This window comes from Micromonospora sp. 15K316 (assembly GCF_004348525.1).
Lineage (GTDB): Bacteria > Actinomycetota > Actinomycetes > Mycobacteriales > Micromonosporaceae > Micromonospora.
In genome coordinates this window covers 1-24,378 of the sequence record NZ_SMKG01000081.1, presented here as the reverse complement: position 1 = coordinate 24,378, position 24,378 = coordinate 1, and the positions used below count along the sequence as shown (strand labels likewise).

Annotated in this window: 17 protein-coding genes; 11 read left to right on the top strand and 6 right to left on the bottom strand. The window is 72.4% G+C overall.

Annotated features, from left to right (window positions below):
* Positions 1-29: 29 nt before the first annotated feature.
* From E1211_RS17215 to E1211_RS17190, 6 genes are all read left to right on the top strand, one after another.
* Positions 30-3,284: a DUF2961 domain-containing protein gene (locus E1211_RS17215; protein ID WP_207915401.1), complete on the top strand. Its 3,255-nt coding sequence runs from the start codon at positions 30-32 to the stop codon at positions 3,282-3,284.
* A gap of 89 nt (positions 3,285-3,373) precedes the next feature.
* On the top strand, positions 3,374-4,912 hold the full coding sequence (locus E1211_RS17210) for a sugar ABC transporter ATP-binding protein (protein WP_132350013.1): 1,539 nt from the start codon (positions 3,374-3,376) through the stop codon (positions 4,910-4,912).
* A complete protein-coding gene (locus tag E1211_RS17205; protein WP_132350012.1) occupies positions 4,909-5,976 on the top strand; it encodes an ABC transporter permease in 1,068 nt (355 codons plus the stop codon). Before E1211_RS17210 ends, E1211_RS17205 begins: the two co-directional genes overlap by 4 nt.
* A 25-nt stretch (positions 5,977-6,001) precedes the next feature.
* Entirely contained in the window at positions 6,002-7,009 is a 1,008-nt protein-coding gene (locus tag E1211_RS17200; protein WP_132350011.1) for a substrate-binding domain-containing protein, read from the top strand.
* 92 nt (positions 7,010-7,101) lie between these two features.
* Complete coding sequence (locus E1211_RS17195; RefSeq protein ID WP_132350010.1) at positions 7,102-8,790, top strand: family 43 glycosylhydrolase; 1,689 nt, start codon at positions 7,102-7,104, stop codon at positions 8,788-8,790.
* 153 nt (positions 8,791-8,943) lie between these two features.
* Positions 8,944-10,032 carry an esterase-like activity of phytase family protein gene (locus tag E1211_RS17190; RefSeq protein WP_243709563.1) on the top strand — a complete coding sequence of 363 codons (1,089 nt, stop codon included), beginning with the start codon at positions 8,944-8,946 and terminating at the stop codon, positions 10,030-10,032.
* A 49-nt stretch (positions 10,033-10,081) separates the two neighbouring features.
* Here the strand turns inward: E1211_RS17190 and E1211_RS17185 are convergent, their stop codons facing one another.
* The gene (locus E1211_RS17185; RefSeq protein ID WP_132350009.1) at positions 10,082-10,846 is read right to left on the bottom strand and encodes an SDR family NAD(P)-dependent oxidoreductase; all 765 of its coding nucleotides are present in this window, start codon (positions 10,844-10,846) and stop codon (positions 10,082-10,084) included.
* A 260-nt stretch (positions 10,847-11,106) separates the two neighbouring features.
* Between E1211_RS17185 and E1211_RS17180 the strand changes: the two genes are divergently transcribed.
* Positions 11,107-12,264, top strand: a complete 1,158-nt coding sequence (locus E1211_RS17180; RefSeq protein WP_132350008.1) for a low temperature requirement protein A — start codon at positions 11,107-11,109, stop codon at positions 12,262-12,264.
* Positions 12,265-12,300: 36 nt separating this feature from the next.
* Here the strand turns inward: E1211_RS17180 and E1211_RS17175 are convergent, their stop codons facing one another.
* Entirely contained in the window at positions 12,301-12,882 is a 582-nt protein-coding gene (locus E1211_RS17175; RefSeq protein WP_132350007.1) for a TetR/AcrR family transcriptional regulator, read from the bottom strand.
* Positions 12,883-12,985: 103 nt separating this feature from the next.
* Here E1211_RS17175 and E1211_RS32990 point away from each other — a divergent pair, with 103 nt between their 5' ends.
* The 3 genes from E1211_RS32990 to E1211_RS17160 all read left to right on the top strand — a co-directional run bounded on the left by E1211_RS32990 (position 12,986) and on the right by E1211_RS17160 (position 16,489).
* Positions 12,986-13,453 carry a MarR family winged helix-turn-helix transcriptional regulator gene (locus tag E1211_RS32990; protein ID WP_207915400.1) on the top strand — a complete coding sequence of 156 codons (468 nt, stop codon included), beginning with the start codon at positions 12,986-12,988 and terminating at the stop codon, positions 13,451-13,453.
* Positions 13,450-15,090, top strand: coding sequence for an MDR family MFS transporter (locus E1211_RS17165; protein WP_132350006.1), 1,641 nt, complete (start codon positions 13,450-13,452; stop codon positions 15,088-15,090). The genes E1211_RS32990 and E1211_RS17165 overlap by 4 nt, the downstream gene beginning before the upstream one ends.
* Positions 15,091-15,292: 202 nt before the next feature.
* Complete coding sequence (locus E1211_RS17160; RefSeq protein WP_132350005.1) at positions 15,293-16,489, top strand: low temperature requirement protein A; 1,197 nt, start codon at positions 15,293-15,295, stop codon at positions 16,487-16,489.
* Between the two features lie 71 nt (positions 16,490-16,560).
* Here the strand turns inward: E1211_RS17160 and E1211_RS17155 are convergent, their stop codons facing one another.
* Positions 16,561-18,870 (bottom strand): M64 family metallopeptidase, encoded by a 2,310-nt coding sequence (locus tag E1211_RS17155; RefSeq protein ID WP_132350004.1) that lies wholly within the window; start codon positions 18,868-18,870, stop codon positions 16,561-16,563.
* Between the two features lie 251 nt (positions 18,871-19,121).
* Between E1211_RS17155 and E1211_RS17150 the strand changes: the two genes are divergently transcribed.
* Complete coding sequence (locus E1211_RS17150; protein ID WP_243709562.1) at positions 19,122-19,307, top strand: CGNR zinc finger domain-containing protein; 186 nt, start codon at positions 19,122-19,124, stop codon at positions 19,305-19,307.
* A 22-nt stretch (positions 19,308-19,329) separates the two neighbouring features.
* Here the strand turns inward: E1211_RS17150 and E1211_RS17145 are convergent, their stop codons facing one another.
* The 3 genes from E1211_RS17145 to E1211_RS17135 all read right to left on the bottom strand — a co-directional run.
* A complete protein-coding gene (locus tag E1211_RS17145) occupies positions 19,330-19,974 on the bottom strand; it encodes a TetR/AcrR family transcriptional regulator (RefSeq protein ID WP_132350003.1) in 645 nt (214 codons plus the stop codon).
* 131 nt (positions 19,975-20,105) lie between these two features.
* Complete coding sequence (gene zwf, locus E1211_RS17140; protein ID WP_132350002.1) at positions 20,106-21,485, bottom strand: glucose-6-phosphate dehydrogenase; 1,380 nt, start codon at positions 21,483-21,485, stop codon at positions 20,106-20,108.
* A gap of 183 nt (positions 21,486-21,668) precedes the next feature.
* A partial coding sequence (locus E1211_RS17135; RefSeq protein WP_132350001.1) for a M14 family zinc carboxypeptidase occupies positions 21,669-24,378 on the bottom strand: 2,710 nt, incomplete at its 5' end.

Genomic DNA, 24,378 nt, shown 5'->3' with positions numbered 1-24,378 from the left:
GCCCCACCCACCGATGTGGAAGGCGACTCATGACACCCACCACTCGCGCGCCAAGAACCCCCGCCCGGCGGCTGCTCCGCGCCGCCGCCGCAGTGACCCTGATCGCCGGCTCCGCCGTCGCCGGTCTCGCCGGGCCGGCCACCGCCTCGGCCGGCCCGACCACGACCGGACCCGTCGGCTGGGACGTCTACCGGCAGCTCGACCGGCTCCCGAACCTCACCGACGGCTCCCGTGCCCACCAGTTCTCCAGCTTCGACCGCAGCGGCGGCAACGACGACGGTTTCTCCGGCCAGTACTCCTGCCTGAGCACCACCGCCGAGGGCTGCGTCATCGCCGAGGCCACCGGCGCCGGCGAGATCGACTCCATCTGGTTCACCCGCGACGAGGGGAACGTCTCCGCCACCGGCAAGATCAAGGTGGTCCTCGACGGCCGGACCGTGCTCGACGCGAAGCTCCAGGACGTCGTGGACGGCAAGCTCGGCGCCCCCTTCGTCTACCCGGTCGTCGCCAACGCGGCGCAGAGCTCCGGGGGTGTCTACATCAAGGCGCCGATGACGTACCGCAGCTCGATGCGGATCACCACCGAGAAGAACCCGGTCTTCTACCACGTCGCCTACCGCAGGTTCACCAGCGCCGAGGGCGTACGCACCTTCGACCCGGCCGACCGGGCCCTGGACGTCATCGACCAGCTCAAGGCGGCCGGCACCCGCGACCCCAAGCGCGCCGAGCCGGGTGCGACGACGTCCGAGCGCGGGTTCTCGGTGCCGGCCGGCGGCCGCGCCACGCTCGCCAGCGGGAACGGCCCCGGGGCGGTCACCGGGCTCACGCTCCGGATCCCGCAGCTCGTCGGAGCGCCCCAGCCGATCGCCGACGACGGTCGCGCCTTCGGCGCCGGCGGCGGCAGCCGGTTCACCGTCGCCGTCGACCCGGCCAACACGGGCGTACGGCTCACCCGCCGGCTCGACCCGCACATCGGCAACCAGCGGGCGCGGATCCTGGTCGACGGGGTGGCGGTCGGCGAGTGGCCGGCCAACGCCCCGGTGCCCTTCGGCACCTGGCAGGACCAGACCGTCGAGCTGCCGGCGAGCGCCACGGCCGGCAAGTCGAAGATCACCGTCAGCAACGAGTTCGTCTCGTCCGACCTGGACGTCAACGAGTTCACCTACTGGGTCGACAGCCTCGTCGGGGGCACGGCGCAGCGCACCGACACGATGGACCTCGGCCCGGCCCACACCGACGCCGAGACCGCGCACGACTACACGATCACCGCGCAGAGCTGGCAGGGCAGCAACACCATGTCCTACCCGGCGGACGCCGAGCGCAAGGCGGCCGTCGCCGCCTCCGACGCGGTGCTGCGCCAGACCCGGCTGCGGATCACGTTCGACGGGAAGACCACAGTCGACGCACCGCTCGGCGAGTTCTTCGGCACCGGGCTGGGGCTGCACGAGGTCCGGTCCCTGATGTTCGCCGTCGACCCGGCCACCTCGACCCTGTCGGCCTGGTGGCCGATGCCCTACCGGTCGCGCTACACCGTCGAGCTGCGCAACGGATCGACCGTGCCGATCACGTCGTCGACCGCCACGCTGACCACCGCCCGGTCGGCGAAGTGGGCGGCGGCCCTGCGACCCACCGGCGACGCCGGCTACTTCCGGGCCACGGCGACCAGCGCCGACACCGTCCCCGGCGCCGACCACCTCTTCCTCGACGTGGCCGGACGCGGCAAGTTCGTGGGTGTCACGCAGACGATGGAGGGGCACATCCCCGCCGGTAACCAGCGCAACTACCTGGAGGGCGACGAGCGGGTCTACGTGGACGGCGCGCAGAGCCCGAGCATCCACGGCACCGGCACCGAGGACTTCTACGAGGCCGGCTGGTACTTCAACCACGGCACGTTCAACGCGCCCGTGAACGGCAACCCCGCGCACGAGGTCGCCGACTACGGCTGCCAGTACGACTGCACCGGCGCGTACCGGCTCATGGTGGCCGAGTCGGTGTCGTTCTCGACCGGCCTGCGGTTCGGCATCGAGCACGGCCCCGGCGACCAGGACCCGGCCCGGTACGGCTCCACCGCCTACTGGTACGGCCAGGACACCGTCGGGCAGCGCTGGACGGACAGCGTCGACGTCGGCGACGCCGCGAGCGAGTCCGCCCACGGGTACACCTCCGGCGGTCCGCGGGAGGTCCTCACCTCGACCTTCGAGGGCGACGACGGCACGCTCCGCCCGGTCACCGACGACACCCGCGCCTCCACCACCCCGATCCGGTTCCGGGTCGCCCTCGACCGCCAGAACAGCGGCGCGATCCTGCGCCGGATCGGCGACCAGTCCGCCGGGTACCAGTCGGTGGCCGTCCGGGTCGACGGTCGGGACGCGGGCGTCTGGTCCCAGCCGCTGGCCAACAAGTCCCACCGCTGGCTCGACGACGAGTTCCGTCTGCCGGCCGCGCTCACCGCCGGCAAGTCGAAGGTGACGGTCACCCTGACCCCCACCGCGGGCGCGCCGGCCTGGTCCGCGGCCCGGTACGCGGCGCTCAGCCTGGTCGACCCGTTCACCGACCGCACCCGGCCGGGCGCCGTCGAGGGGCTGACCGCCACCAGCGGCACGACCAACGCGGTGACACTGGCCTGGCAGCCGACCGACGACGACGTCTACGCGCCGCGCTACGAGGTCTTCGCCTCCCGCACGGCGGGCTTCACGCCGGGTCCGCAGAACCGGGTCGGCACCACGACCCGACCCAGCTTCGAACACGGCGGGCTGGGCCTGCGCGAGACCTGGTACTACCGGGTGCGCGCGGTCGACGCGGCGGGCAACGCCGGGGCGTACTCGGCTGTCGACTCGGCCAGCACCGGCGACACGCTGCGGATCGAGGGAGAGTCGACGTTGCCGGCGGTGACCGCCGAGGGACCGGCCGACGTGCAGGGCGACTGCTGCGGCGTGCACTGGTCGCAGAGCGCTCAGCTCTGGTTCCGGCCGACCGCGCCGAACCGGAGCGTCACCGTGGCGTTCACCGTCCCCACGACCGGCACGTACCAGCTGCGCCTGGTGCAGACGCTGGCCCGGGACTACGGCGTCAACACGGTGGCGATCGACGGGACCCGGATCGGTGCGGCGTTCGACGCGTACCACTCGCCGGAGGTGGTGGTCAGCGACCCGATCGACTACGGCCGGCGGGAGCTGACGGCGGGTCGGCACACGCTCACCCTCACGGTGACCGGCAAGGCCGCGGCGTCGACCGGATACCTCGCCGGGCTCGACTACGTCGAGGCGCAGCTCACCTCGTCGTGACCGTCGGGAGCCGCCGGGTCCGCGCCAGCGGGCCCGGCGGCTCCGGCTCCACCCGCAGCAGATCCCGCAGACGATCCACGAGGTGCCGTATGACAGAACGACCGCTGGTCCGGATGACCGGCATCGGCAAGCGGTTCGGCGGTGTCCAGGCCTGCCGCGACATCGACCTCACCATCGCCGCCGGTGAGGTGCACGCGCTGCTCGGCGAGAACGGCGCCGGCAAGTCGACCCTGATCAACATCCTGTCCGGGGTCATCACCGACTACGACGGCACCATCGAGGTCGACGGCCGGCCGGTGAGCTTCGGCGGCCCGGTCGACGCCCAGCGGGCCGGCATCGCCACGATCCATCAGGAGCTGGACCTCGTGGCCGGGCTCTCCATCGCGGAGAACATGTTCCTGGGTCGCGAGCCGCGGACCCGGCTGGGCGGCGTCGACATCAGGCGGATGCGCCGGCAGGCGGCGGAACACCTGCGTACGCTCGGCGCCGACCTGGACCCCCGCCGCCTCGTGGGTTCCCTGCGCGTCGGCGAGCAGCAACTGGTCGAGATCGGACGGGCGCTGTCGCTCGACGCCCGGGTGCTGATCATGGACGAGCCGACCGCGGCGCTGGCGGACGCGGAGGTCGAGCGCCTCTTCGCGACGATCACTGAGCTGCGCCGGGCCGGTGTCGGCATCGTCTACATCTCGCACCGGATGGCGGAGATCGAGGTCGTCGCGGACCGGGTGACCGTGCTGCGCAACGGCGGCCTGGCGGGCACCGTCGACCCGAAGACTGCGTCCCGCGACGAGATCATCCAGCTGATGGTGGGGCGGTCGGTCGACGCCCTCTTCGGCGAGGGCCGCAACGAACCGGGGGAGGTGCTGCTCGACGTACGCGGTCTCGCCGTGCTGCCACGCCGGCCGATGCCGGGGCGGACCGAGCCGGCCGGAGTGGACCTCACCGTGCGCACCGGGGAGATCGTCGGTCTCGCCGGACTGATGGGCGCCGGTCGCACCGAACTGCTGGAGACCCTCTTCGGCGCGGGCGGCGCGGGGCGCCGGACCGGCCAGGTGACGATCGACGGCAGGCCGTACCACCCGCGCGGGCCCCGGGCCGCGCTCGCCCGCGGGGTCGCGTTCGTGCCGGAGGACCGGCGCGGCGCCGGTCTGATGCTGGAGCACTCGGTGGCGGAGAACGTCGTGCTCTCCGCGCTCTCCACCCTCACGACGCTCGGCGTGGTACGCCGTCAGGCGGTGCGGCGGACCGTGGCCGAGCAGCTCACCACCCTCGCGGTCAAGGCCGCCTCGCCGGCCGTCGCCGCCGCCACCCTCTCCGGCGGCAACCAGCAGAAGGTCGTCTTCGCCAAGCAACTGCTGACCCGGCCGCGGCTGCTCCTGCTCGACGAACCGACCAGAGGCGTCGACATCGGGGCCAAGGCGGAGATCTACCGGCTGCTGCACCGGCTCGCGGACACGGGCATGGCGATCCTGCTCGCCTCCTCCGAGCTGCCGGAGCTGCTCAGCCTCTGCGACCGGGTGGTCGTCCTGCACCGCGGTCGCACCGTGGCCACCCTGCCCCGCGCGTCCGCCACCCAACAAGCGATCCTCGCCGCGGCCAACGGCGACGATGCCAAGGAGACCCGATGAACCCGCCCAACCCCGCCGCCGTCGAGGAAGCGCCGGCCGAGACACCGCCACCCCGCCGCCCGTCGCTGCGGCTGCCGAGGGATCGGCACGCGCTCGTCGACAACTTCTTCCGGTTCCAGAGCCTCTTCGGCCTGGTCGCCGTCTTCCTGATCGCGATCGCGGTCTCGCCCGTACGCAACGGCGAGAACATCTTCCTCAGCTCCGGCAACCTGGCCAACATCGTCCGGGCGGTCTCGGAGATCGGCATCATCGCGGTCGGCATGACGTTCGTCATCCTGATCGGGGGCATCGACCTCTCCGTCGGCGCGGTGCTCGGCCTGGCCGCGGTCGGATCGGCCACCCTCATGGTCGACAGCGGGATGGGAATCCTCCCGACCGTGCTGATCGTGCTGCTGATCGGCACCGCGTTCGGCGCCACCCAGGGGGCGATCGTCGCCCGGATCGGCATCCAGTCGTTCATCGTCACGCTCGCCGGCCTCCAGGCGGCCCGGGGCATCGCCCGGATGTGGTCCGGCGGGCTCGGCATCCCGATCGCGTACGGGGACGGGCCGAAGGAGGCACCGGAGGCGTTCTCGCTGCTCAGTGGCTCGATCAACGGGGTGCTGCCGGTGCCGGCGGTGCTCTTCATCGCCATCGGGGTCGGCGCGCTCCTGGTGCTGCGTAGCACCGCCTTCGCCCGGCACGTGTACGCCATCGGCGGCAACGAGAAGGCCGCCCGCCTCTCCGGCGTGCCCGTACGCCGGGTGCGGATCACCGTCTTCGCGATCTCCGGTCTGCTCGCCGCGCTGGCCGGGATCATCCACGCCGGGCAGCTGAACCAGGGCAGCCCGAACGACGGCTCCGGCTACGAGCTGGACGCGATCGCGGCGGTGGTCATCGGCGGGACGAGCCTCGCCGGTGGCAGCGGATCCATGGGCGGCACCATCGCCGGCGCGCTGCTGCTCGGGATCCTCAACAACATCCTCGCCCTCAACAACATCGACGCGAACGTGCAGCTGGTCGTCAAGGGACTGGTCATCGTGGCCGCCGCCGCGCTGCAGAAACTCCGCCCCCGCATCTCCTGACCCCCACCACCAAACGGAGGTAACAATGCGCTACGCCCGAAGAGCCGTCGCCGTTCTCGCGCTGACCGTCCTCGCCACCACCACGGCGTGCAGCGTCGAGAAGGCCGGTGACGGCAACGGCGGCACCGACGCCGCGGCCGAGTGCGGCACCGGCAAGGACTTCCTGATCGGCATGTCGCAGGCGAACAACGCCGAGCCGTACCGGCAGGTCATGAACGACGACATCACCAACGCGGCGAAGGCCGTGCCCGGCTTCAAGGTGGTCGTCTCCGACGCGGCGCAGGACAACAGCAAGCAGGTCGCCGACGTGGAGAACTTCATCTCCCAGGGCGTCAACCTGCTGGTCATCTCGCCGAACGAGGCGAAGCCGCTCACCGCGGTCGTGAAGAAGGCGTACGACCAGGGGATCCCGGTGATCGTGCTGGACCGCAAGGTCGAGGGCGACGCGTACACCGCGTTCATCGGCGGCGACAACGTGGCCATCGGCAAGGCCGCGGGCGAGTACTACGCGAAGACGCTCCTGCCGCAGGGCGGCAAGGTCGTCGAGATCTCCGGCCTGCCCGGCTCCACGCCGGCGGCCGAGCGGGCCCAGGGCTTCCGGGAGGGCATCGCCGGCAATCCGAAGATCGAGATCGTGGCGACCCAGACCGCCGAGTGGCTGCGGGAGAAGGGGCAGAGCGTCATGGACGCGATGCTCAAGGCCCACCCCGACATCGACGCGGTCTACGCGCACAACGACCCGATGGCGGAGGGCGCCTACCTGGCGGCGAAGGCGGCCGGCAAGGAGACCGCCATCAAGTTCACCGGGATCGACGCCCTGCCCGTCCCCTCCGGCGGCATCAAGGCCGTCGAGCAGGGCCGGCTGCAGGCGACGTTCCAGTACCCGACCGGCGGCCGTGAGGCGATCGACCTGGCCAAGAAGATCCTCGTCGACTGCCAGAAGGACGTCCCGAAGACGACCACGCTCGGCACGACGCAGATCACCAAGGAGAACGCCGCCCAGGTCTACACCCAGCTCGGCGGCGCGCAGTAGCGCCCGGGGTGGGTCCGCCGTCGGCCCCGGCGTCGGGCCCACCCGCTGCACCGCGTCCCCGGAATCCCCATCCCACCGTGTGGAGGAATGCGATGCCCCGCCCACCGTCGCGTACCGGCCGGATCTCCGCGTTGCTCGCCCTCGCCGTGGGCCTGCTCGTGGCCCCGTCCCCGGCCCGGGCCGCCGGCCCCGCCGGGCTGGACAACCAGCCGTACGAGAACCGGTCCACCCAGGTCACCGCCGGTGAGTTCGTGAACGTCTACGACCCGAGCGTCGGCGAGGACGAGCCCTGGTACTACAACGACCACACCGTGGTGCGGGACCGCAGGACGGGCCTCTGGCACGTCTTCGCGATCACGCACGCCGAGCCGGCCGACCCGCTGGACGAGAAGCTCTTCGGCCACGCCACGGCGCCGTCGCCGCGCGGTCCCTGGACGAAGCAGCCGTTCGCCCTGGAGGCCGACCCGAGCGCGGGCGAGACCCACATCTGGGCGCCGTACGTGATGTTCCACGGCGGCACCTACTACATGTTCTACGCGGGCGGGACCGCCGACCACGAGGCGTACCGGATGCACCTCGCCACCTCCAAGGATCTGGTGCACTGGACCCGGAGTTCGCGCAACCCGCTCTTCACCGACGGCTTCGACGGGCGGGACCCGATGGTCACCCGCGTCGGCGACGAGTGGGTGATGTACTACACCGCCAACAGCACCCCGGCCGGCGGCCACCACATCGTCGCGTACCGCACCAGCCGGGACCTCGTGCACTGGAGCGAGCGGCGGACGGCCTTCGAGCACCCGGCCACCGGCACCTTCGGCGGGCCCACCGAGTCGCCGTTCGTGGTGCGCCAGGGCAACTCCTGGTACCTCTTCGTCTGCTGCGAGAGCGGCTACCAGGACACCCGGGTCTACCGCAGCTCGGACCCGCTCCACTTCACCGTCGACCAGCTGGTCGGCCGGATCAACGCGCACGCGGCCGAGGTGGTCAGGGACGACACCGGCGGTGGCCGGTGGTACGTCACCGGCGCCGGCTGGGGGCAGGGCGGTCTCTGGCTCGCCCCGCTCGACTGGCGTACCCCGGTGGTGACGAAGGGACGGGTCGTCAGCACGCCGTACTACCGGGCGGTCGTGCAGACCGCGCCCGAGGCGCGGCTGGTCTCGTACGCCGCCGACCCGGCCGGACTCGGCGCGTACCGGGCGGTGACGGACTCGTCGTTCCGGTCCACGGCGCCGTATCTCGCGGTCGGAACCTTCGGACCGACGGACACGGCGGGCGCGGCGGCGGGCGTGACCGTGTCGGCCGACGGCGCCGACGTGAACCTCACCGGTATCCGGCTCGGCGACGAGCCGGTGACCGTGGACTGGCGGTTCCGGTTCGCGGCGACCACGGTGGACGTGAGTTTCCTGTGGCACGTGGCCGGCCCGACCACCGCGCCGGTCTGGGAGGCCGCGTGGAACCTTGACTCCAGCCTGTCCCGGGTCGGGGACCCGGCCGGGGTGGACCGTGACGGCGACGTCGCCGGCTTCTCCCCGTGGACGCTCGCCACCGACGAGTCGACCACCCTGGTGGCCGCCTACCAGGCCGGGTCGGCCTGGAGCGAGGACAACCGCTGGTTCAACCGGCCCGGCGGCTCCATCGCGTGGCAGCCGCTCTGGCAGCCGGGCGGCCGGCCGCTGCCCGTCGGTGACCTCGCCGGCGGCACGTGGCGCGTCGGAGTGAGCGGCGCCCCGAACGACAGCGCCTTCGCCGACGCCCTGGCCGCCGCGCTCAACGACGCCTGACCGATCCGACAGGTGCCGGCCACCCCAGCGGTGGCCGGCACCGGCGTGTCCGACGTTCGGCGCGGCGGCCCGCGGGGACGTCGTGAACCCGACGGGACGGCGATGCCCCGTGGCTGCCCGCGCGGAGCAGCCGGCGGTGGAAAGATTGCCGGGATGTGGGGAGCTGGCGGAGTCGGGAAGCGGCGAGGCGCGGCGCTGGGCGTGCTCGTCCTGCTGGCCGTCGTGGCGGTGCCGGGGGCCGCGCGGGCCGGGTCGGCCGCGCCGGGCGAGCCGGCGTGTGAGGTGCGGGACGCCCGGTTGACCGAGCTCTCCGGCCTGGTCGCCACGGACGACGGTTTCGTCGTGGTCAACGACGGTGCGGAGAACGAGGCCCGCCGGAGGATCTTCTTCCTCGACCGGAACTGCGCGGTGGTCCGTGCCGTGCCGTACCCGACCCGCCCGCTCGACACCGAGGATCTGGCCGTCGGCGCGGACGGGACGATCTGGGTGGCCGACGTCGGGGACAACGACCGGTCCCGGGCCACCATCGCGGTGTGGAAGCTGGCCCCGGGCGCCGACAGACCGGTGCTGTACCGGATGACGTACCCGGACGGCCCGCACGACGCCGAGGCGATGCTGGTGACCGGCGACGGGCGGCCGGTCGTCGTCACGAAGTTCTCCGCCAACCTCTACGCCCCGACCGGCGCGCTGCGGTCCGGCGGGTCCGTGCCGCTGGCGAAGGTGGGGCGGGTCGCCCTGCCCGCCTCGACGACCAGCAACCCGTACGGCCTGCTGGGTCGCTCGGCGGTGACCGGCGCGGCCACCGCCCCGGACGGACGCCGGGTGGTGCTGCGCACGTACGCCGACGCCTTCGAGTTCGACGTGGCGGGCGGCGACGTGATCGCGGCGCTGACCGGCGGCACACCCCGGGCCACGCCGCTGCCGGACGAGCCGCAGGGCGAGTCGATCAGCTACAGCGCCGACGGCCGCTCGCTGCTGACCGTCTCCGAGACCGTCGACCAGCCGCCGGGGACGAGACCGACGATCCTGCGTTACCCGCTGGCCGCGCCCGCGCCGTCCGGCTCGCCGGGTGCGACGCCGGAGCCGACCGGTTCGACGCCGACCGACCGGTCCGCGGCCGGCGGGGACGGCGGAAGGCGGATCGTCTTCGTCGCCGCGCTGGCGGCCGGCGGGTCGGGCGTGCTGCTGATCGTGGTGGCGCTGCTCGCCCGCGCCCGGCGCCGCCCGGCGGCGGGAAAGTAGCCGCCCCACGTCCTGCGCGAGGCGGCCACCTCCCCGGTGCGCGTCGTCGTCAGTTCACGCTCTGCCCGCCGTCGACCATGATCGACTGGCCGGTGACGAAGGAGGCTCGGTCGGAGAGGAGGAAGAGCGCCACCTGGGCGACCTCCTCCGGCTCGCCGATGCGGCCGAGCGGGATCCGCTCACCGTGCGGGTGGTGCTCCGCGCCCTCGTCCGTGGTGGTGATGCCGCCGGCGGTCAGCGGCGTGCGGATCACCGTGGGGTTGACGGTGTTCACCCGGATCAGGTCGGGGCCGAGCTCCACGGCGGCGGCGCGGGCCAGTGCGGCCACGCCGCCCTTGCTGGCGCTGTACGCCGAGATGCCCCAGGTGCCGAGCTCGGCGAAGACCGAGCCGTTGACCGCGATCGAACCGCCGCCGCCCTGCCGCTTCATCTGCGCGGCCTCGGCCTGGAGGTAGAAGAAGACGCCCTTCAGGTTGCCGTCGACCAGCTCGTCCCAGAACTGCTCGCTCAGTTCGGTCAGCGGGCCGACCTTCGCGGTGCCGGCGTTGTTGAACGCCACGTCGAGCCGCCCGAAGCGCTCGACGACCTGCCGTACGACGTCCGCCGCGCCCTCGAAGTGGGTGGCGTCGGCCTTGATGAACAGCGCCTCGCCACCGGCCGTCGTGACCTCCTCGGCGACCTCCCGGCCGGCGTCCTCCCGCCGTCCGGTGAAGGCGACCTTGGCGCCTTCCCGGGCGAAGAGCAGCACGCTCTCCCGGCCGATTCCGGAGGTGCCGCCGGTGACCAGCGCGACCTTACCGTCCAACATTCCCATGGTTTCGCTCCGTAACGCAGTGTAATTTCCGCGGTGCCCTGCGCGGTCGGCCCGGGTGGGCTCGTCACGCGCCGTGGCACCGTCAGGCCAACGAACCGACACAACGGGGCTGCGGGCCTGTCGATTTCGGGTCGGCCATCGTCGATCCGGATGGCGGCCATAGGCCGGGCTGATGATCGGACACCGGCGGCCGGCGGGGTGGGACCGGCCGCACCCGGGAAACGGATATCAAACCCATAACGGGCGGTTAGTCTGCTCGGGTGGTGGGACGGGGCGTGGACGCCGGCAGCCCCGGCTCCGCCGAGGCGCGACGCGCGAGCTGGCTGGAACTCTTCTTCGACCTGGTCTTCGTCGTCGCCGTGTTCCAGCTCGGCGGGCTTCTCCACGAGGACCCGTCGGTCCACGGAGTGTTGGTCTTCGCCGGGCTGATGACCACCATCTGGTGGCTCTGGTTCAGCTTCTCGTACTTCGCGGACCTCTTCGACGACGACCGTCCGCCGAGCCGGTTCGTGCAGCTGGTCGCGATGCTGGGGGTGCTCGCGCTGGCCGCCGCACTCCACGGCGGGGTGGCCGCCGACTCGGTTCTCTTCGCGCTGCTGTACGGGCTGCTGCTCGCTCTCCTCGCCGGGATGTACGCGGTGGTCGGCTGGCGCCGGGAATCGGCGCGGGAGTTCTGCTGGTGGAATGCCGCGGGCTTCCTGCTCGGCGCGGTGCTCTGGCTCTCGTCCCTGCTGGTCCCCGCACCCGCCCGCTACGCGCTCTGGGGCGTCGGCCTGGCCCTGAACGCCGCCGTGGCCGGGCCGCTGGCGTACACCTGGGCGGGCCGGGCACCGGTCCAGCGGTCGCACATGCCGGAGCGGTTCGGGCTGTTCACCATCGTCGTTCTCGGGGAGGCGGTGCTCGCGGTCGCCAACGGCATCAGCGACACCGGCTGGCGACCGGCCGCCGCGGCCGTCGGAATCGGCGGCTTCGTGATCGCCTGCGGCATCTGGTGGGTCTACTTCGCGTCCACCTTCGACCAGGAGGCGGGCAACCGGGCGCTCCGGGGTGGCCGGGCGCAGGTGGTCCGTAGCTATCTCTACGCGTACGGCCACCTGCTGGTGTACGGCTCGATCGTGGCCTCCGGCGTCGCCGTGGAGGTGGCCGCGCGGGAGGCGGTGCACGGTGACCACGGCGTCGCCGGGCCGCTGCTCGGCGGCAGCCAGTTGACCTTGATTCTGGGCTGCGTCGTCGTCTATCGCGGCTTCGACGTGCGGGTGAGCCGGGGAGTCGCCCTCGCCCAGGTCGGCCTGGCGCTCGCCGCGGTGGTGATCGGCCTGGGCGGGTTGCCGCCGCCGGCCACGGTCCTGCTCGTCGCGCTGGCCTGGGTCACGCTGGCCCTGGTCGAGTGGCGCTCGCCCCCGGTCTGGCGGCGCTGACCGCCGCGCCCGACCCGGCGGGGGCGCCGGGGGAGGTCAGGCCGGCGCGGCGGCCGCGAGCGCCGCGCCGACGACGTCGAGCAGCGGTCGCTCCGGGTGCTCGGTCGAATCCTGTACGGCGACCCGCATGGTGGTCAGGAAGATCGCGGCGAGGACCCGGGCCCGCAGTGCCACGTCGTCGCCGCCGAGCCGGTGTGCCAGCTCCGCCGCCAGCTCCCGCTCGACGACGGCGAACGCCGCGACCTGGTGTGCGGCCAGGCTGGGGTGCCCGCGCAGCAGCCGGCGGCGGCTCAGCCACTCCTCGTTGCCGAGGTACGTCTCCTCGGCGAGCTGCAACGCCGCCCGGGTCAGCACCGTCCAGGGCTGCTCGTCGGCGGGTTGTGCCCGGACCAGCTCCAGCATCCGACGCAGCCGCACGGTGTCGCCGTGGAAGATCGCCTCCTCCTTGCCGGAGAAGTAGTTCGAGAACGTCCGGCGGGAGACGTTCGCCGCGTCGGCGATCGCCTCGACGGTCATGCCGTCCACTCCCTGGTCGATGGCGAGCCGTAGGGCGGCCTCGTGCAGGGCGGCGCGGGTGGCCGCCTTCTTGCGTTCCCGCAGCCCAGGAGTCTCGTCCATGACATAGACGGTACGTGACGCAGTTCTCAGGCGGCAAACTTGCCTGCTGGGCAAGTTTTGTAGATGCTTGCGTGGGGCAACCATCTTTGGTCGGGAGGGAAGCATGGGGGGCGACGTTCGTGAACTCGTGCGCCGGCTCCAGGACCTCCTCCGGAGCATCCGGTTGATCAAGCAGCGTCGAGCCGAGGAGCAACCGGGCATCCCGCTGGGGCTGGTCGGCATCCTGTCGCAGATCGACGGGCTCGCCGACGGTTGTCACGCCCGGGAGCTGGCGCTGCGTGCCCGACTCGACCCGTCGACGGTCAGCCGCGCCGTCGCCGCCCTCGTCGCGTACGGCCTGGTCGAGCGACGTTCCGACCCGGCCGACCGGCGGGCATACGCCCTGGCGGTCACCCCCGAGGGTCGGACCGCCCTGACCGACACCCAGGACTGGTACGCCCGGCTGCTCGATCGGGCTCTCGCCGGCTGGACCGCCGACGAGGTCGTCGCGTTCGGCGCCGGGCTGCACCGATTCACCCGCGACCTAGAGGTCGCCCTCGACAACCACGACAATCTGGAGGCCGCGCGATGAGCGCACCCACCACAACCGCCGGCGCCGAGCCGATGACGCACCGGCGGACGCTCGAAGCACTCAGCGGTCTGCTGCTGGTGCTCTTCGTCGCGCTGCTGAGCAGCACCGTCGTCTCGACGGCGCTTCCCAAGATCATTGGCGCGCTGAACGGCTCGCAGACCCAGTACACCTGGGTGGTCACCGCCACCCTGCTGACCGCGACGGCGACCACCCCGATCTGGGGCAAGCTCGCCGACCTGTTCAGCAAGAAGCTCCTGATCCAGCTCGCCATCGTCGTCTTCCTGCTGGGTTCGATCGTCGCCGGCTTCTCGCAGAGCGCCGGTCAGCTCATCGCCGCCCGCGCCTTCCAGGGCATCGGGGTCGGCGGCCTGCAGGCCCTCGTCCAGGTGGCGATCGCCGCGATGATCCCGCCGCGCGAGCGGGGTCGCTACAACGGCTACCTCGGTGGCGTGATGGCCCTCGCCACGGTCGGCGGCCCGCTGCTCGGCGGCCTCATCGTCGACACCTCCTGGCTCGGCTGGCGGTGGTGCTTCTTCGTCGGCGTGCCCGTCGCGATCATCGCGCTCGTCCTGCTCCAGGCCACGCTGAAGCTGCCCACGATCCGCCGGGACAATGTCAAGATCGATTACCTCGGCTCGGCGCTGATCGCCGCCGGCGTCAGCGTGCTGCTCATCTGGATCTCGTTCGTCGACAGCTCGTTCGCCTGGATCTCCTGGCAGTCAGGCGTGATGGTGGCCGGCTCGATCATCCTGCTCGCCCTGGCGATGGTGGTCGAGAAGCGGGCCGCGGAGCCGGTCGTCCCGCTGCAGATCATCCGCGAGCGCACCACCGCGCTCGCCATCCTGGGCAGCCTCGCGGTCGGCATGGCCATGTTCGGCGGTTCGGTCTTCCTCGGCCAGTACTTCCAGATCGGGCGCGGCTACACACCGACCGAGGCCGGTCTGCTCACCATCCCGATGATGGGCGGTGTGCTGATCTCCTCGATCGTCGCCGGTCGGCTGATCACCAAGAGCGGACGGATCAAGCCGTACATCGTGTTCGGCGCGATCGTCCTGGTCGTCGGCTTCGCGCTGCTCGGCATCATCGACCACGAGACGTCGCTGCTCCTGATCGGTGCGGCCATGTTCCTCGTCGGCGTCGGCGTCGGTATGACCATGCAGAACCTCGTCCTCGCCGTGCAGAACACCGTCTCGCTCAAGGACATCGGGGCGGCCAGCTCCAGCGTGGCCTTCTTCCGGTCGCTCGGCGGCACCATCGGGGTCTCGGTGCTCGGCGCCGTCCTGGCCCGCCGGGTCACCGACCAGATCACCCACGACCTGGCCGCCGCCGGCGTCCCCACCTCCGGCATGGGTGAGACCAGCAACCTCAACATCACCGCGTTGCCGGACGCGATCCAGGACATCGTCCGGGCCGCGTACGGCGACGCCACGGGGCACATCTTCCTCATCTCCGCGGTGATCGCCGTGGTCGGTGTCATCGCCGCGCTGGCGCTCAAGCCGGTCACGCTGCGCACCAGCATCGACCTGCCGGAGAGCGTCAAATCGGCGGCGGTGGCCGCGGACGCCGTCGACGCCGCGCCCCCCTTCGACGAGGTCAACCTCGACGACGGGCGGGAACGGGCGGCAACCGGCCGCTGATCCCGCGCCTCGCGTCAGCAAGGGCCGCCCCGCAGTTCGATAGCGGGGCGGCCCTTCGCCGTCCGGGCGGCCTCGCCCGCGCCGGCCCCGCACGTCCTCTTGCCGCACCTGCCGGGTCACTGCGGTCCCGTGTGCGCCCGGTGTCCGGAACGGGCGTGGTAGAACTGACCGCGATGAAGGTGCGAATCCACGCAAGCCGGACATGATCCGCCTTCCGGCCCGCCCGGCCGACGGTGGGGTTCCCCGTAGTGCGACAGTCCTGGAGCTGCTCTTCGACATCGTCTACGTGTTCGCGCTCGCCCGCCTCGCCGGACGGATCGCCGACGACCTGACCATCGTCCGGCACACGCTGCTCTCCGAGGCGGGCCAGACCATCCTCTTCTTCGTCGCGATGTGGATGATCTGGTCGATCAATGCCGTCACGTCGAGCATCTACGACCCCCGTTCCCCCACCATCCAGGTGGAGCTGGTGGCGACGATGTTCGGCACGCTGATCCTGGCGGTCTCGCTGCCGCAGGCGTTCGGTGAACGCGGCGTGATCTTCGCCGTGACGTACGTCCTCCTCCAGGTCCTGCGTCCGCTCCACCTCGCGCTGGCGCTGCGTCGTGACGGCGGTACGGCCTGGCGAGCGCCGGTGCGGGTGCTCTGCTGGCACACGTTCTCCGGAACGTTCTGGCTCACCGGCGCGGCCGGCGCCGGCGTCACCCGCGGCGTCCTGTGGAGCATCGCCGTCGGCATCGAGGTGCTCGGCATGGTCACGGCCTGGGCCGTACCCCGGCTCGGCTCGAACCGCCGGAAGTACGAAGACCTCGTCTACGACCATCTCGCCGAGCGGTACAACCAGTTCTTCATGATCGCCCTCGCCGAGGTGGTGCTCGAGACGGGTGCCGCAGTCAGCTTCCCGGGCCTCTCCGTCGGCCGGACGATCGTGCTGGTGGCGGCCTTCCTGACCGTCGTGGCCTACTGGCGGATCTACTTCTACCACCGGTCGTGGGGCCGCTCGGAGCATCAGAACGGGACCAGTCCCGCCATGCGCCTCACCGACCGGTCGAACCTCAGCCTGCTGCTGATCGTCGGCGGGGTGATCTGCAGCGCGGTCGGCTTCGGTCAGATCGTCCGGGACGCCGACCCGCCCATCGACTGGGCGCTGGTGGTCGTCATCTTCGGCGGACCCGCGTTGTTCCTGATCGGCCGGGCGTTCCTCGAACGGGAGCTCTACTCGGTCCGGCGAAGCATGGCGCTCTACGTCGGCCTGCTGGCTCTCGGCGTGGCCGCGCCGATCACCCTGCGCTTCCCGCCGATGGTGGCCGCCATCGCGGTGGCGGTGGTCATGGCCGGCGTCGCCCTCTTCGACGAGCTGCACCGGCACTCGGGCCGCGAGGGCAACCCCACGTTGTAGAACGGGTCGACGATGCCGGGGCCGGTCGCCGCGTACGGCGACCGGCCCCGGTCAGGTCCCTCGACCGCCGGTCAGAGCCCCCGGCACTGCCCCGACGCGGCGCCCCGCACCCGGTTCGGTGCGCCGAGATCGACCGGGGCCGGGCTGTTCCCCGCGCAGTGCACCGAGGCCGCCTCGTTGCCGGCGAGGATCGCCGCCGTCGTACCGGTGGTGTTCCCGCTGAGCAGCAGGGCGCCGTCCACCCGGCTGCCCACCGCCGTGACGTGACCGGTGGTGCCGGTCACCGTGACCGCGCCCCGCACGCTGCTGTTCAACAGCTCCACGGCCGTCGCACCGGTCGCCACCACGGCGCCGGTGATCGAGGACCGGTCGACCACGAGGGCGGCACCGGCCCGGACGGTCACACCGCCCGTGACGGTGGCCGCCCGCAGGCAGGTGACGCCGGAGGTGACGACCAGTGCGCCGGCGTGCCGGCCCGAGACGACGTCGGTGCAGGTCGGCGGCGGCGGAATCAGCGTGGCGACGAACTCCCCGGCCGCGCCGACGTTGCCCACCGCGTCGATGCCCCGGTACTCGACGGTGTGCCGGCCGTAGCCGGGGGAGCGCTGCGCGAACGGGGAGACCGAGAGGCCGCCCGAGCCGAGGTTGCCGTAGACCAGGCCGTCGACGTCGGTGCCGGTCGCGGTGAACAGGAACGGCTCCTGCGCGTCGGTCGGCCAGCCGTAGTAGTTGTGCCAGCCGTCGCGGTCGAGGCGGAACTCGGCGGTGACCTGGCCCGCGGCGTCGTCCGTGCCGGTCAGCCGCATGGTGAACGGGCCGTTGTAGACGTACTCGGTGGGCTTGCCCGGCCTGGCGGTGCTGAGCAGCGGCTCCGACAGGGCGTAGTCGACATCAGGGCGGGTCGCGTCGACAGTCCAGGAGCGGGTCACCGACTCGGCGGTGACCGGGTCGGTGACCGTGGCGGTGAGCCGGTGGGTGCCGCCGGTCAGGCCGAGCCCGGCCAGCTCCAGGTCGCCGTCGTGCCCGGGGTTGGCCACCGGGCGGCCGTCGAGGGCCCAGCTCACCGCCGGGATCCGGTCGCTGCGCTGGGTGCTCTCCACGTACACGACGTCCTGTGCGCCGACCGGCCGGGCGGTCGCGGTCGACGTGGTGATCGCCAGCGGCTCGTCCACCACGGGGGTGGTCAGCCGGGTGTCGACGGTCCAGGTGCGGCGCTGGGTCAGCGCGGGCGACTCCCGCACCGCCGGGTCGCGGACGAACGGAGTCGGATCGGTGACCGTCGCGGTGACGGTGTGCGTTCCGGGCGTGAATCGCAGCGTCCGCAGGTCGAGGTCGCGGGCGTTGCCGGTACCGGGGACGGCCGTGCCGTCGACCGTCCAGCCGACCGTCAGCTCGTGGCTCACCGGGTGCAGGGTCTCCACCCGGACGACCCGGTCGGCACCGATCGGCTGCCCCGTCCCGGTGCCGCCGGCGAGGATGTCGACCCGGCTCGCGATCCGTTCGGTCATCTGCTCCCGGGCGACCTGGTCGAAGTAGAAGCCCAACGACTTCATCATCGAGTGCCGGCTCGGCCGCCACACGCCCTTCTGCAGGTAGAGCCCGCCCTCGTACCGGCCGATCGTGCCACCGGACTCGCTCGGCTCACCGAGCCAGCGCCACCACTTGGCGCGGGTGTCGCGCATCTGCGCCTCGGTGAGCAGGGTGTGGTGCGTCGACGAGGGCTCTGGCCCGTCGTACGTGTCGCCGGCCACGCCGCGGGCGTAGTAGTCGTACTCGTCCTGCAGGCCGCCCAGCGAGTGCCCGAGCTCGTGCGGGCTGATCAGCGCGGAGAGCGCGTTGCCGCCGGACGCGGTCGCGTTGACGCCACCGGCGCCGCCGTAGGTGTTGCTGTTGGCCAGCGCGACGAGCTGCCGGTTGCCCCGGTTGGTGCCCGCCGCGAGATCGGCGTAGGCGTTCGCCGCCGCCCCGTCGACGGCCAGCAGGCGCTGCACGCTGTTCGGGTTGCAGCCGCCCCAGAAGCCCATGTCGAGCACGGTGTCCCGCTGCGGGTCGCCCAGCCCCGGGTCGCAGTCGACGCCCGACTCGGCGGAGACGATCTCGACGGCGTAGACGTTGAAGTAGCTGCGGTAGGACTTGAACGGCTCGATCGTCCAGAGGGTGTTCAGGTGCTTCTCGACGTGCGAGCGGAAGGTGGGCAGCTCCGCCTCGGTGTACCCGTCACCGAGCAGCACCAGGTTGAAGCGCTCCGCCGGATCGCCGGTCACCTGGACCGGCACCACGGTGGCGCCGCCCACGTCGGCGGCCGCGGCCGGTGCCGCCCCCACCCCCACCAGCCCGGCCGCGACCGTCGCGGCCACGCACAGCCCCGCTCTGATCCTCACCTCTGCGCCCTCCGTCCGTCGGCGGACGACCCTCGCGGCCCGCGGACGCGGCCCCCAGGCGTCGCGCCGGTCATCGATCGCGATCTTCCGGAACGTACCCGGCCGGCGGTTCGCGGGGTAGCCCCTCGACCCGGACGACGTCCGGCCCGAGCCGTTCGCCCGCCCGCGGCGACCCGATCGGCGATCGTCGACGTCGCGCGACCCGAGCACCTACCGAGCCCCGGGGCGAGGGGTCCGCCACGGGGTGACGTATGCCAGTGTTCGAGGGGCGGCTCGCAGGCGAGAGGCGGCGGATCAAGACCTGCCGCAACCCGCGCTGCCAGGTGGCCTTCTACGGCCGCTCCCGGAACAACAGTGGAGTCCGGCATCCGGTTCGCGTCTGCGGGCGTCCGATCAACCTGCGTGCCCACCGGGCACGCCTCAGGCAGCTGGACTGAACTGCGGGTAGCGGTGCCGGTGCTAGGCGGCGAAGCTCTCCACGTGGCCGATCGCCGCGTCGGTGGCGGCGCGCAGCGGCTGGGTCGAGCGCCGGACCTGGCTGAGCAGCAGGCCGCCCTGGACCGCGGCGAGCAGCGCGGTGGCCAGCTGGTCGACGTCGGTCTCGGCGACGAGTACGCCGTCCTGCCGCATCCGGCGCAGCCCTTCCCGGATCGGGACCTCCCAGCGGTCGAAGGCCCGGGCCAGGTCCTCCCGCAGGGGCTCGTGGGTCTCGACCAGCTCGCTGGCGAGCGAGCCGATCGCGCACCCGCCCGCGCAGTCGTGCCGCTCCTGCGACGCGATCACGGCGTCCCGCCACGCCCGCAGCGCCGCGAAGCTGTCCAGCCGGTCGAGATGCGGCTGCTGCCCCTCGATCGTCTGCTCGACCTGGTAGGCGATGACGGCGCGCACGAGCTCGGTCTTGTCGCTGAAGTAGTGGTAGATCTGCGACGCGCTGACCCGGGCGGCCTGCTGCACGTCGGGGATGCTGGTGCCGGCGACGCCCTTGCGGTGGATGAGATCCGCCGCCGTCTGCACGATCCGCTCCCGGGTGCGCCGACCCGCGGCGGTGTGCCGGGGTCTGGCCGGCGCCGAGCCCGGGGTGGAGACGGCATCGGATGGTGTCATCGCCCCAGCTTAACGTTGGTTAAGTAGGTGTGGCCGCGGAGTGCGGACGGATGGTGCGCGGGCACGACAGATCGCGCCGGGGCGGACCCGCGGACGGCGCTGGTGCCACCGTCCGCGGGCCTCGCCGGTCGTCAGCGCGTGGTCGGGGCGTGCCAGTGACCGGCCAGCGTCGCCGCCTCGGCCGGGCCCCAGCTGCCACGCGGGTACGACGACACCGGCTCCGGCAGGTCCAGGATCGGCTCGACGATCCGCCACTCCTGCTCGATCGTCTCCTCGCGGGCGAAGCGCAGGTGCCGCCCGTCCAGGGCGTCGTCGAGCAGCCGCTCGTACGCCTCCCGCCGGTGTCCGAGCGTGGCGTCGAAGTCGACGGGAAGCTCGACCGGCGCGCCCGTCACCTCCGCGCCGGGCTCCTTGACCTGGACCGACAGCGTGACGCCGTCGTGGCGGCCGAGGCGGAAGCGGAGCAGGTTCGGCTCCGGCGCGGCCCCGTCGGCGGCCGGCACGAGGTTACGCTCCGGCGTCTTGAACTCCACCACGACCTCGGTCGCCGTGCTCGGCATCAGCTTGCCCGTACGCAGGTAGAACGGCACGCCGGCCCAGCGGGGCGAGTCGATCCGCAGCTCGGTGGCGACGAAGGTCTCGGTGTTGGAGTCGGCGGCCACGCCCGGCTCGTCGCGGTAGCCGGCGTACTGGCCGCGGACCGTGGTGGCCGGCGAGAGCGGCGCCGCCTGGCTCAGGGCGCGGATCTCCTCGGCGCGGAACGCGTCGTCGCCGGCGTCGGCCGGGGGCTCCATGGCGAGCAGGGCCACGACCTGGAGCATGTGGTTCTGCAGCACGTCACGGGTGGCGCCGACCCGGTCGTAGAAGCCGGCGCGCCCCTCGGTGCCGAAGCCCTCGGCGAGGGTCACCTGGACGCTGGCGATGTGCTCGGCGTTCCAGAGCGGCTCGAAGATCCGGTTGGCGAAGCGGAAGACCCGCAGCCCCTCGACCGCCTCCTTGCCGAGGTAGTGGTCGATTCGGAAGATCCGCTCCGGGTCGAAGGCGGCCCGCAGCACCGTGTTCAGCTCGTGCGAGGTGGCCAGGTCACGGCCGAAGGGCTTCTCGACGACCACGCGGCCGCGCGCGGCCAGGCCGGAGCCGGCCAGGCCGTCGACCACGGCGGTGAAGACCGCCGGCGGGATGGCCAGGTAGAAGAGCGGCCGCCGCGCCGTCGCGAGCGCCTCGGCGAGCCGCTGGTAGGTGCCGGGGTCGGCGTAGTCTCCGGAGAGCATCGTGAGGTTCTCGGCGAGGGCGTCGAAGACCTCGTCGTCGACCTGACCGTTCGCCTCCAGCACCGACTTGCGCGCCGCCGTGAGCAGCTGCTGGTGGTCCCAGCGGGAGCGGGCGACGCCGATCACGGGCATGTCCAGCCGACCGCGGCGCGTCAGCTCGTACAGCGCCGGGAAGAGCTTCTTCGCGACCAGGTCACCGGTCACACCGAAGAGCACGACAGCGTCTGAGCGCAGGTCCATGGCACTTTCACCTCATCTTGGAATCAGCTTTCCAAGACTCTCGCGCAGCCGGTCCGGCGTCCACGCCCGGGCACGTGACGTCCGCGACAACGCGAGGGCCGCCCGATCCTGCCGCACCGACCCCGCCGGAGCCAACTCGGGCGCGGGCCCGGCCGGTCGCCGCCGGCCGGGCCCGCCCCGGGCTCAGGCGATCAGGGACCGCAGGGGTACCCCCGCCGTGCGCAGGGCCCGCACCAGGTCACCCAGGAACGGGTGCTCGTCGGCCTGCCGCCCCTGCGGGTTCGGGATCACCAGGTAGGCCGAGCCGCCCGCCGTCGACGTCCGGGCGTCGCCGGTGAAGCGTTCGACGATCGACCGGGTCCGGGCGAGGTCGGCGTCCGCCACCTCGATGGTGATCGGCCGCCACTCGCCGCCGAGGTTCTCCGGGGCGGCCGTCCGGGCCGCGGCGGCCCGGACCGGGTCGACCGCCGCCGCCCGCTCGGCGGTGCGTCCGGTGCCCGTCGCGGGGTAGAGCAGCGCGTTGGCCACCAGATGCAGCCCGTTCTCGTTGTACGCCCGGAACAGCGGGTTGAACGCGAAGAGCACCGCCCGACCGGCGCCGGTCGGCTCGTCGACCACGGCCGCCGTGCCGCGCAGCGCGTCGACGCCGACCGTGTAGCCGTTCGCCCAGAAGGTGTCCCCGCTGGGGTAGCGCAGCACGTTGGTGCCGGTGGTGCTGGGGTTGAGGATGGGGTCGCCGTTGTTGAACTCGAAGTCCTCGGCGGGCCGGCCCGCCGCGACCGGGCTGGCGGTGTCGACGTCGACCCGCAGGTGCGACCCGATCACCTGGTAGCCGGTCGGCTTCGGCTTCTCGGTGGTGGAGGTGAGCCCGGCGGCCCGGGCCATCCGGGTGCCCTCGTTGCGCAGCCCGATGTAGGTGTGCCCCTGCCCGATCCAGTTTCGCAGGTTGGCCTGCCCGGCGGCGGTGAGGCCACCGGTCGGGTTGCTGCCGTCGGGCACGAGCAGCACCGTACGGCCGGTGAACGCCTCGGTGTTGTCGTTGATGTCGGCGGTGGTCACCGGCTTCAGGTCCAGCCCCCAGCGCTCGCCGAGGACGTACCGGGCCTCACCGTGGGAGCCGGCGGTGGTGGAGATGCCGGCGCCGGAGAAGAGGCCGACGTCGGGCAGTTCCAGCCGGCTGCCGGTGGCCGGCCCGCCCGGGGTGAGGGTCACGCCCAACGACTCGGCGAGCTCGTCGATCTCCCGGGTCAGCCGGGTCGCCGCCACCCGGACGAGGCTGCTCGCCCCGTCGCGCACCACCGGCACGCCGCGACCGAGCAGCCGGAACGTGAACTCCGCGGCGGCGGCCGAGTCGAGCCGGTAGCCGTACGAGCCACGGAACGAGGCGTGCCCGGTCTTGCCGCCCGAGATCTGCCGGACCAGCTTCGCCCGCGGGCGGACGTCGTCCCCGGTGGAGATGGTCGGCACTCCCATCAGCAGCGGATTGCTCCAGGACGAGACGTCGTAGAAGTAGGGGAACGGCGTGTACGGGTCCTCGCCCATGATCGCCTGGATCCAGTGCTTCTGCGGCTGCTCCATCGGGATCCAGTACGCGCCCTTCGGCACGGTGAGGTTCCGTGCGCTCCGGCCGCCGAAGATCCGCGCGTTGGGCACCCGGGTCGCCTGCTGCACCTCGTACACCTCGACGTCCATCCGGCGCAGCCGCTCGACCAGCTGCCGTACGTCGGCGAGCTGCCGGTCGGGGAGCAGGAAGTAGGACCGGATCTTCAGGTCCGGGACCGGGAACTGGACCTCGTTGGTCGGCTGGACCACCTCGTTCGGCTCCAGCGTGCCCGCCCGGCCCTGGGCGAGCGCGTCCGTCCAGATCCGGTAGTAGTCGGTGAGCACCTCGTGCCGGTTCGCGGCCGCCCAGCCCAGGGTGGACCACTGGGTGTGGAACTGCTGCTGGACCCGGTCGGCCACCGCCGAGGCGCTGCCCTTCTCGAACGTCATGCCGGCGGCTCCGAAGCCGGTCGCCGGCACGGTGTCGCCGTAGCCCATGAAGAACAGGTCGTACCGGGCGTAGTTGAAGTAGCACTCGGTGGTGACGGTCTCGGTGCAGGCGCCGTTGTAGCCGAAGCCCGCCTTGTTGGCCTCGCCGATCCGGTTGATCCAGTCGACCGCCTCGCCGGAGATCTCGTGGTGGATCGGGTCGGCGTTGGGCGGGAAGAAGTACTGCGAGCCGCCCATCTCGTGGGCGTCGACGAAGACCTGCGGCGGGTAGCGCCGCATCAGCTCCAGCTTGCTGTCGGTCTCCTGCTGGGTGCGGGCGAACCAGTCGCGGTTCAGGTCGAAGCCGAACTCGTTCTGCCGCCGGTTCGCGTCCCGGCCGTCCGGGTTCTGCGTGGGCACGATGATCGTGACGAGGTTGTCGTTGCGCTCGGCGACCGCGCACGACAGGCCGGCGGCCAGCTCGTACAGCGTCTTGAGCGCCGCGTCGGCTCCGCTCTTCTCGCCGCCGTGCACGTTGCCGGCCACCCAGACGATGGCCGGGGAGTCGGCGGCGGTCTCGGCCGCCTCGCGCCGCGTGGTCCGGCGCGGGTCGCGCAGCTCCCGGATGTCGTCCGCGATCCTGCGCAGGGCGGCCGGCCGGACGTGGCGCTCGTTCGACACCACCGCGTACGGCAGCGGCTGACCGAGCGCGCTCGTACCGAGCACGCCTGTCACCACCCGGTCGGAGGCGGTGTCCACGGCGTGCAGGTAGGTGCCGATCTCGTCGGTGGTGACGGGCCGCTCCTGCCCGAGGCCGAGCGGAAAGCCGAGTGCCCGCTCGGGGCTGGGTACGCTCGCCAGCCGGGCGTTCGGGTCGCTGCTGCAGTGGGTGGGGGACCTGTCTCTTATATACATCTGACCC

Excerpts from the sequence above, each read along its gene's own strand:
- E1211_RS17195 (WP_132350010.1), top strand. The coding sequence starts at position 7,102 with ATGCCCCGCCCACCGTCGCGTACCGGCCGGATCTCCGCGTTGCTCGCC.
- E1211_RS17210 (WP_132350013.1), top strand. The coding sequence starts at position 3,374 with ATGACAGAACGACCGCTGGTCCGGATGACCGGCATCGGCAAGCGGTTC.
- E1211_RS17215 (WP_207915401.1), top strand. The coding sequence starts at position 30 with ATGACACCCACCACTCGCGCGCCAAGAACCCCCGCCCGGCGGCTGCTC.
- E1211_RS17175 (WP_132350007.1), bottom strand. The coding sequence starts at position 12,882 with ATGGACGAGACTCCTGGGCTGCGGGAACGCAAGAAGGCGGCCACCCGC.
- E1211_RS17185 (WP_132350009.1), bottom strand. The coding sequence starts at position 10,846 with ATGGGAATGTTGGACGGTAAGGTCGCGCTGGTCACCGGCGGCACCTCC.
- E1211_RS17145 (WP_132350003.1), bottom strand. The coding sequence starts at position 19,974 with ATGACACCATCCGATGCCGTCTCCACCCCGGGCTCGGCGCCGGCCAGA.
- E1211_RS17160 (WP_132350005.1), top strand. The coding sequence starts at position 15,293 with ATGATCCGCCTTCCGGCCCGCCCGGCCGACGGTGGGGTTCCCCGTAGT.
- E1211_RS32990 (WP_207915400.1), top strand. The coding sequence starts at position 12,986 with ATGGGGGGCGACGTTCGTGAACTCGTGCGCCGGCTCCAGGACCTCCTC.
- E1211_RS17150 (WP_243709562.1), top strand. The coding sequence starts at position 19,122 with ATGCCAGTGTTCGAGGGGCGGCTCGCAGGCGAGAGGCGGCGGATCAAG.
- E1211_RS17205 (WP_132350012.1), top strand. The coding sequence starts at position 4,909 with ATGAACCCGCCCAACCCCGCCGCCGTCGAGGAAGCGCCGGCCGAGACA.
- E1211_RS17190 (WP_243709563.1), top strand. The coding sequence starts at position 8,944 with ATGTGGGGAGCTGGCGGAGTCGGGAAGCGGCGAGGCGCGGCGCTGGGC.
- zwf (WP_132350002.1), bottom strand. The coding sequence starts at position 21,485 with ATGGACCTGCGCTCAGACGCTGTCGTGCTCTTCGGTGTGACCGGTGAC.
- E1211_RS17165 (WP_132350006.1), top strand. The coding sequence starts at position 13,450 with ATGAGCGCACCCACCACAACCGCCGGCGCCGAGCCGATGACGCACCGG.
- E1211_RS17200 (WP_132350011.1), top strand. The coding sequence starts at position 6,002 with ATGCGCTACGCCCGAAGAGCCGTCGCCGTTCTCGCGCTGACCGTCCTC.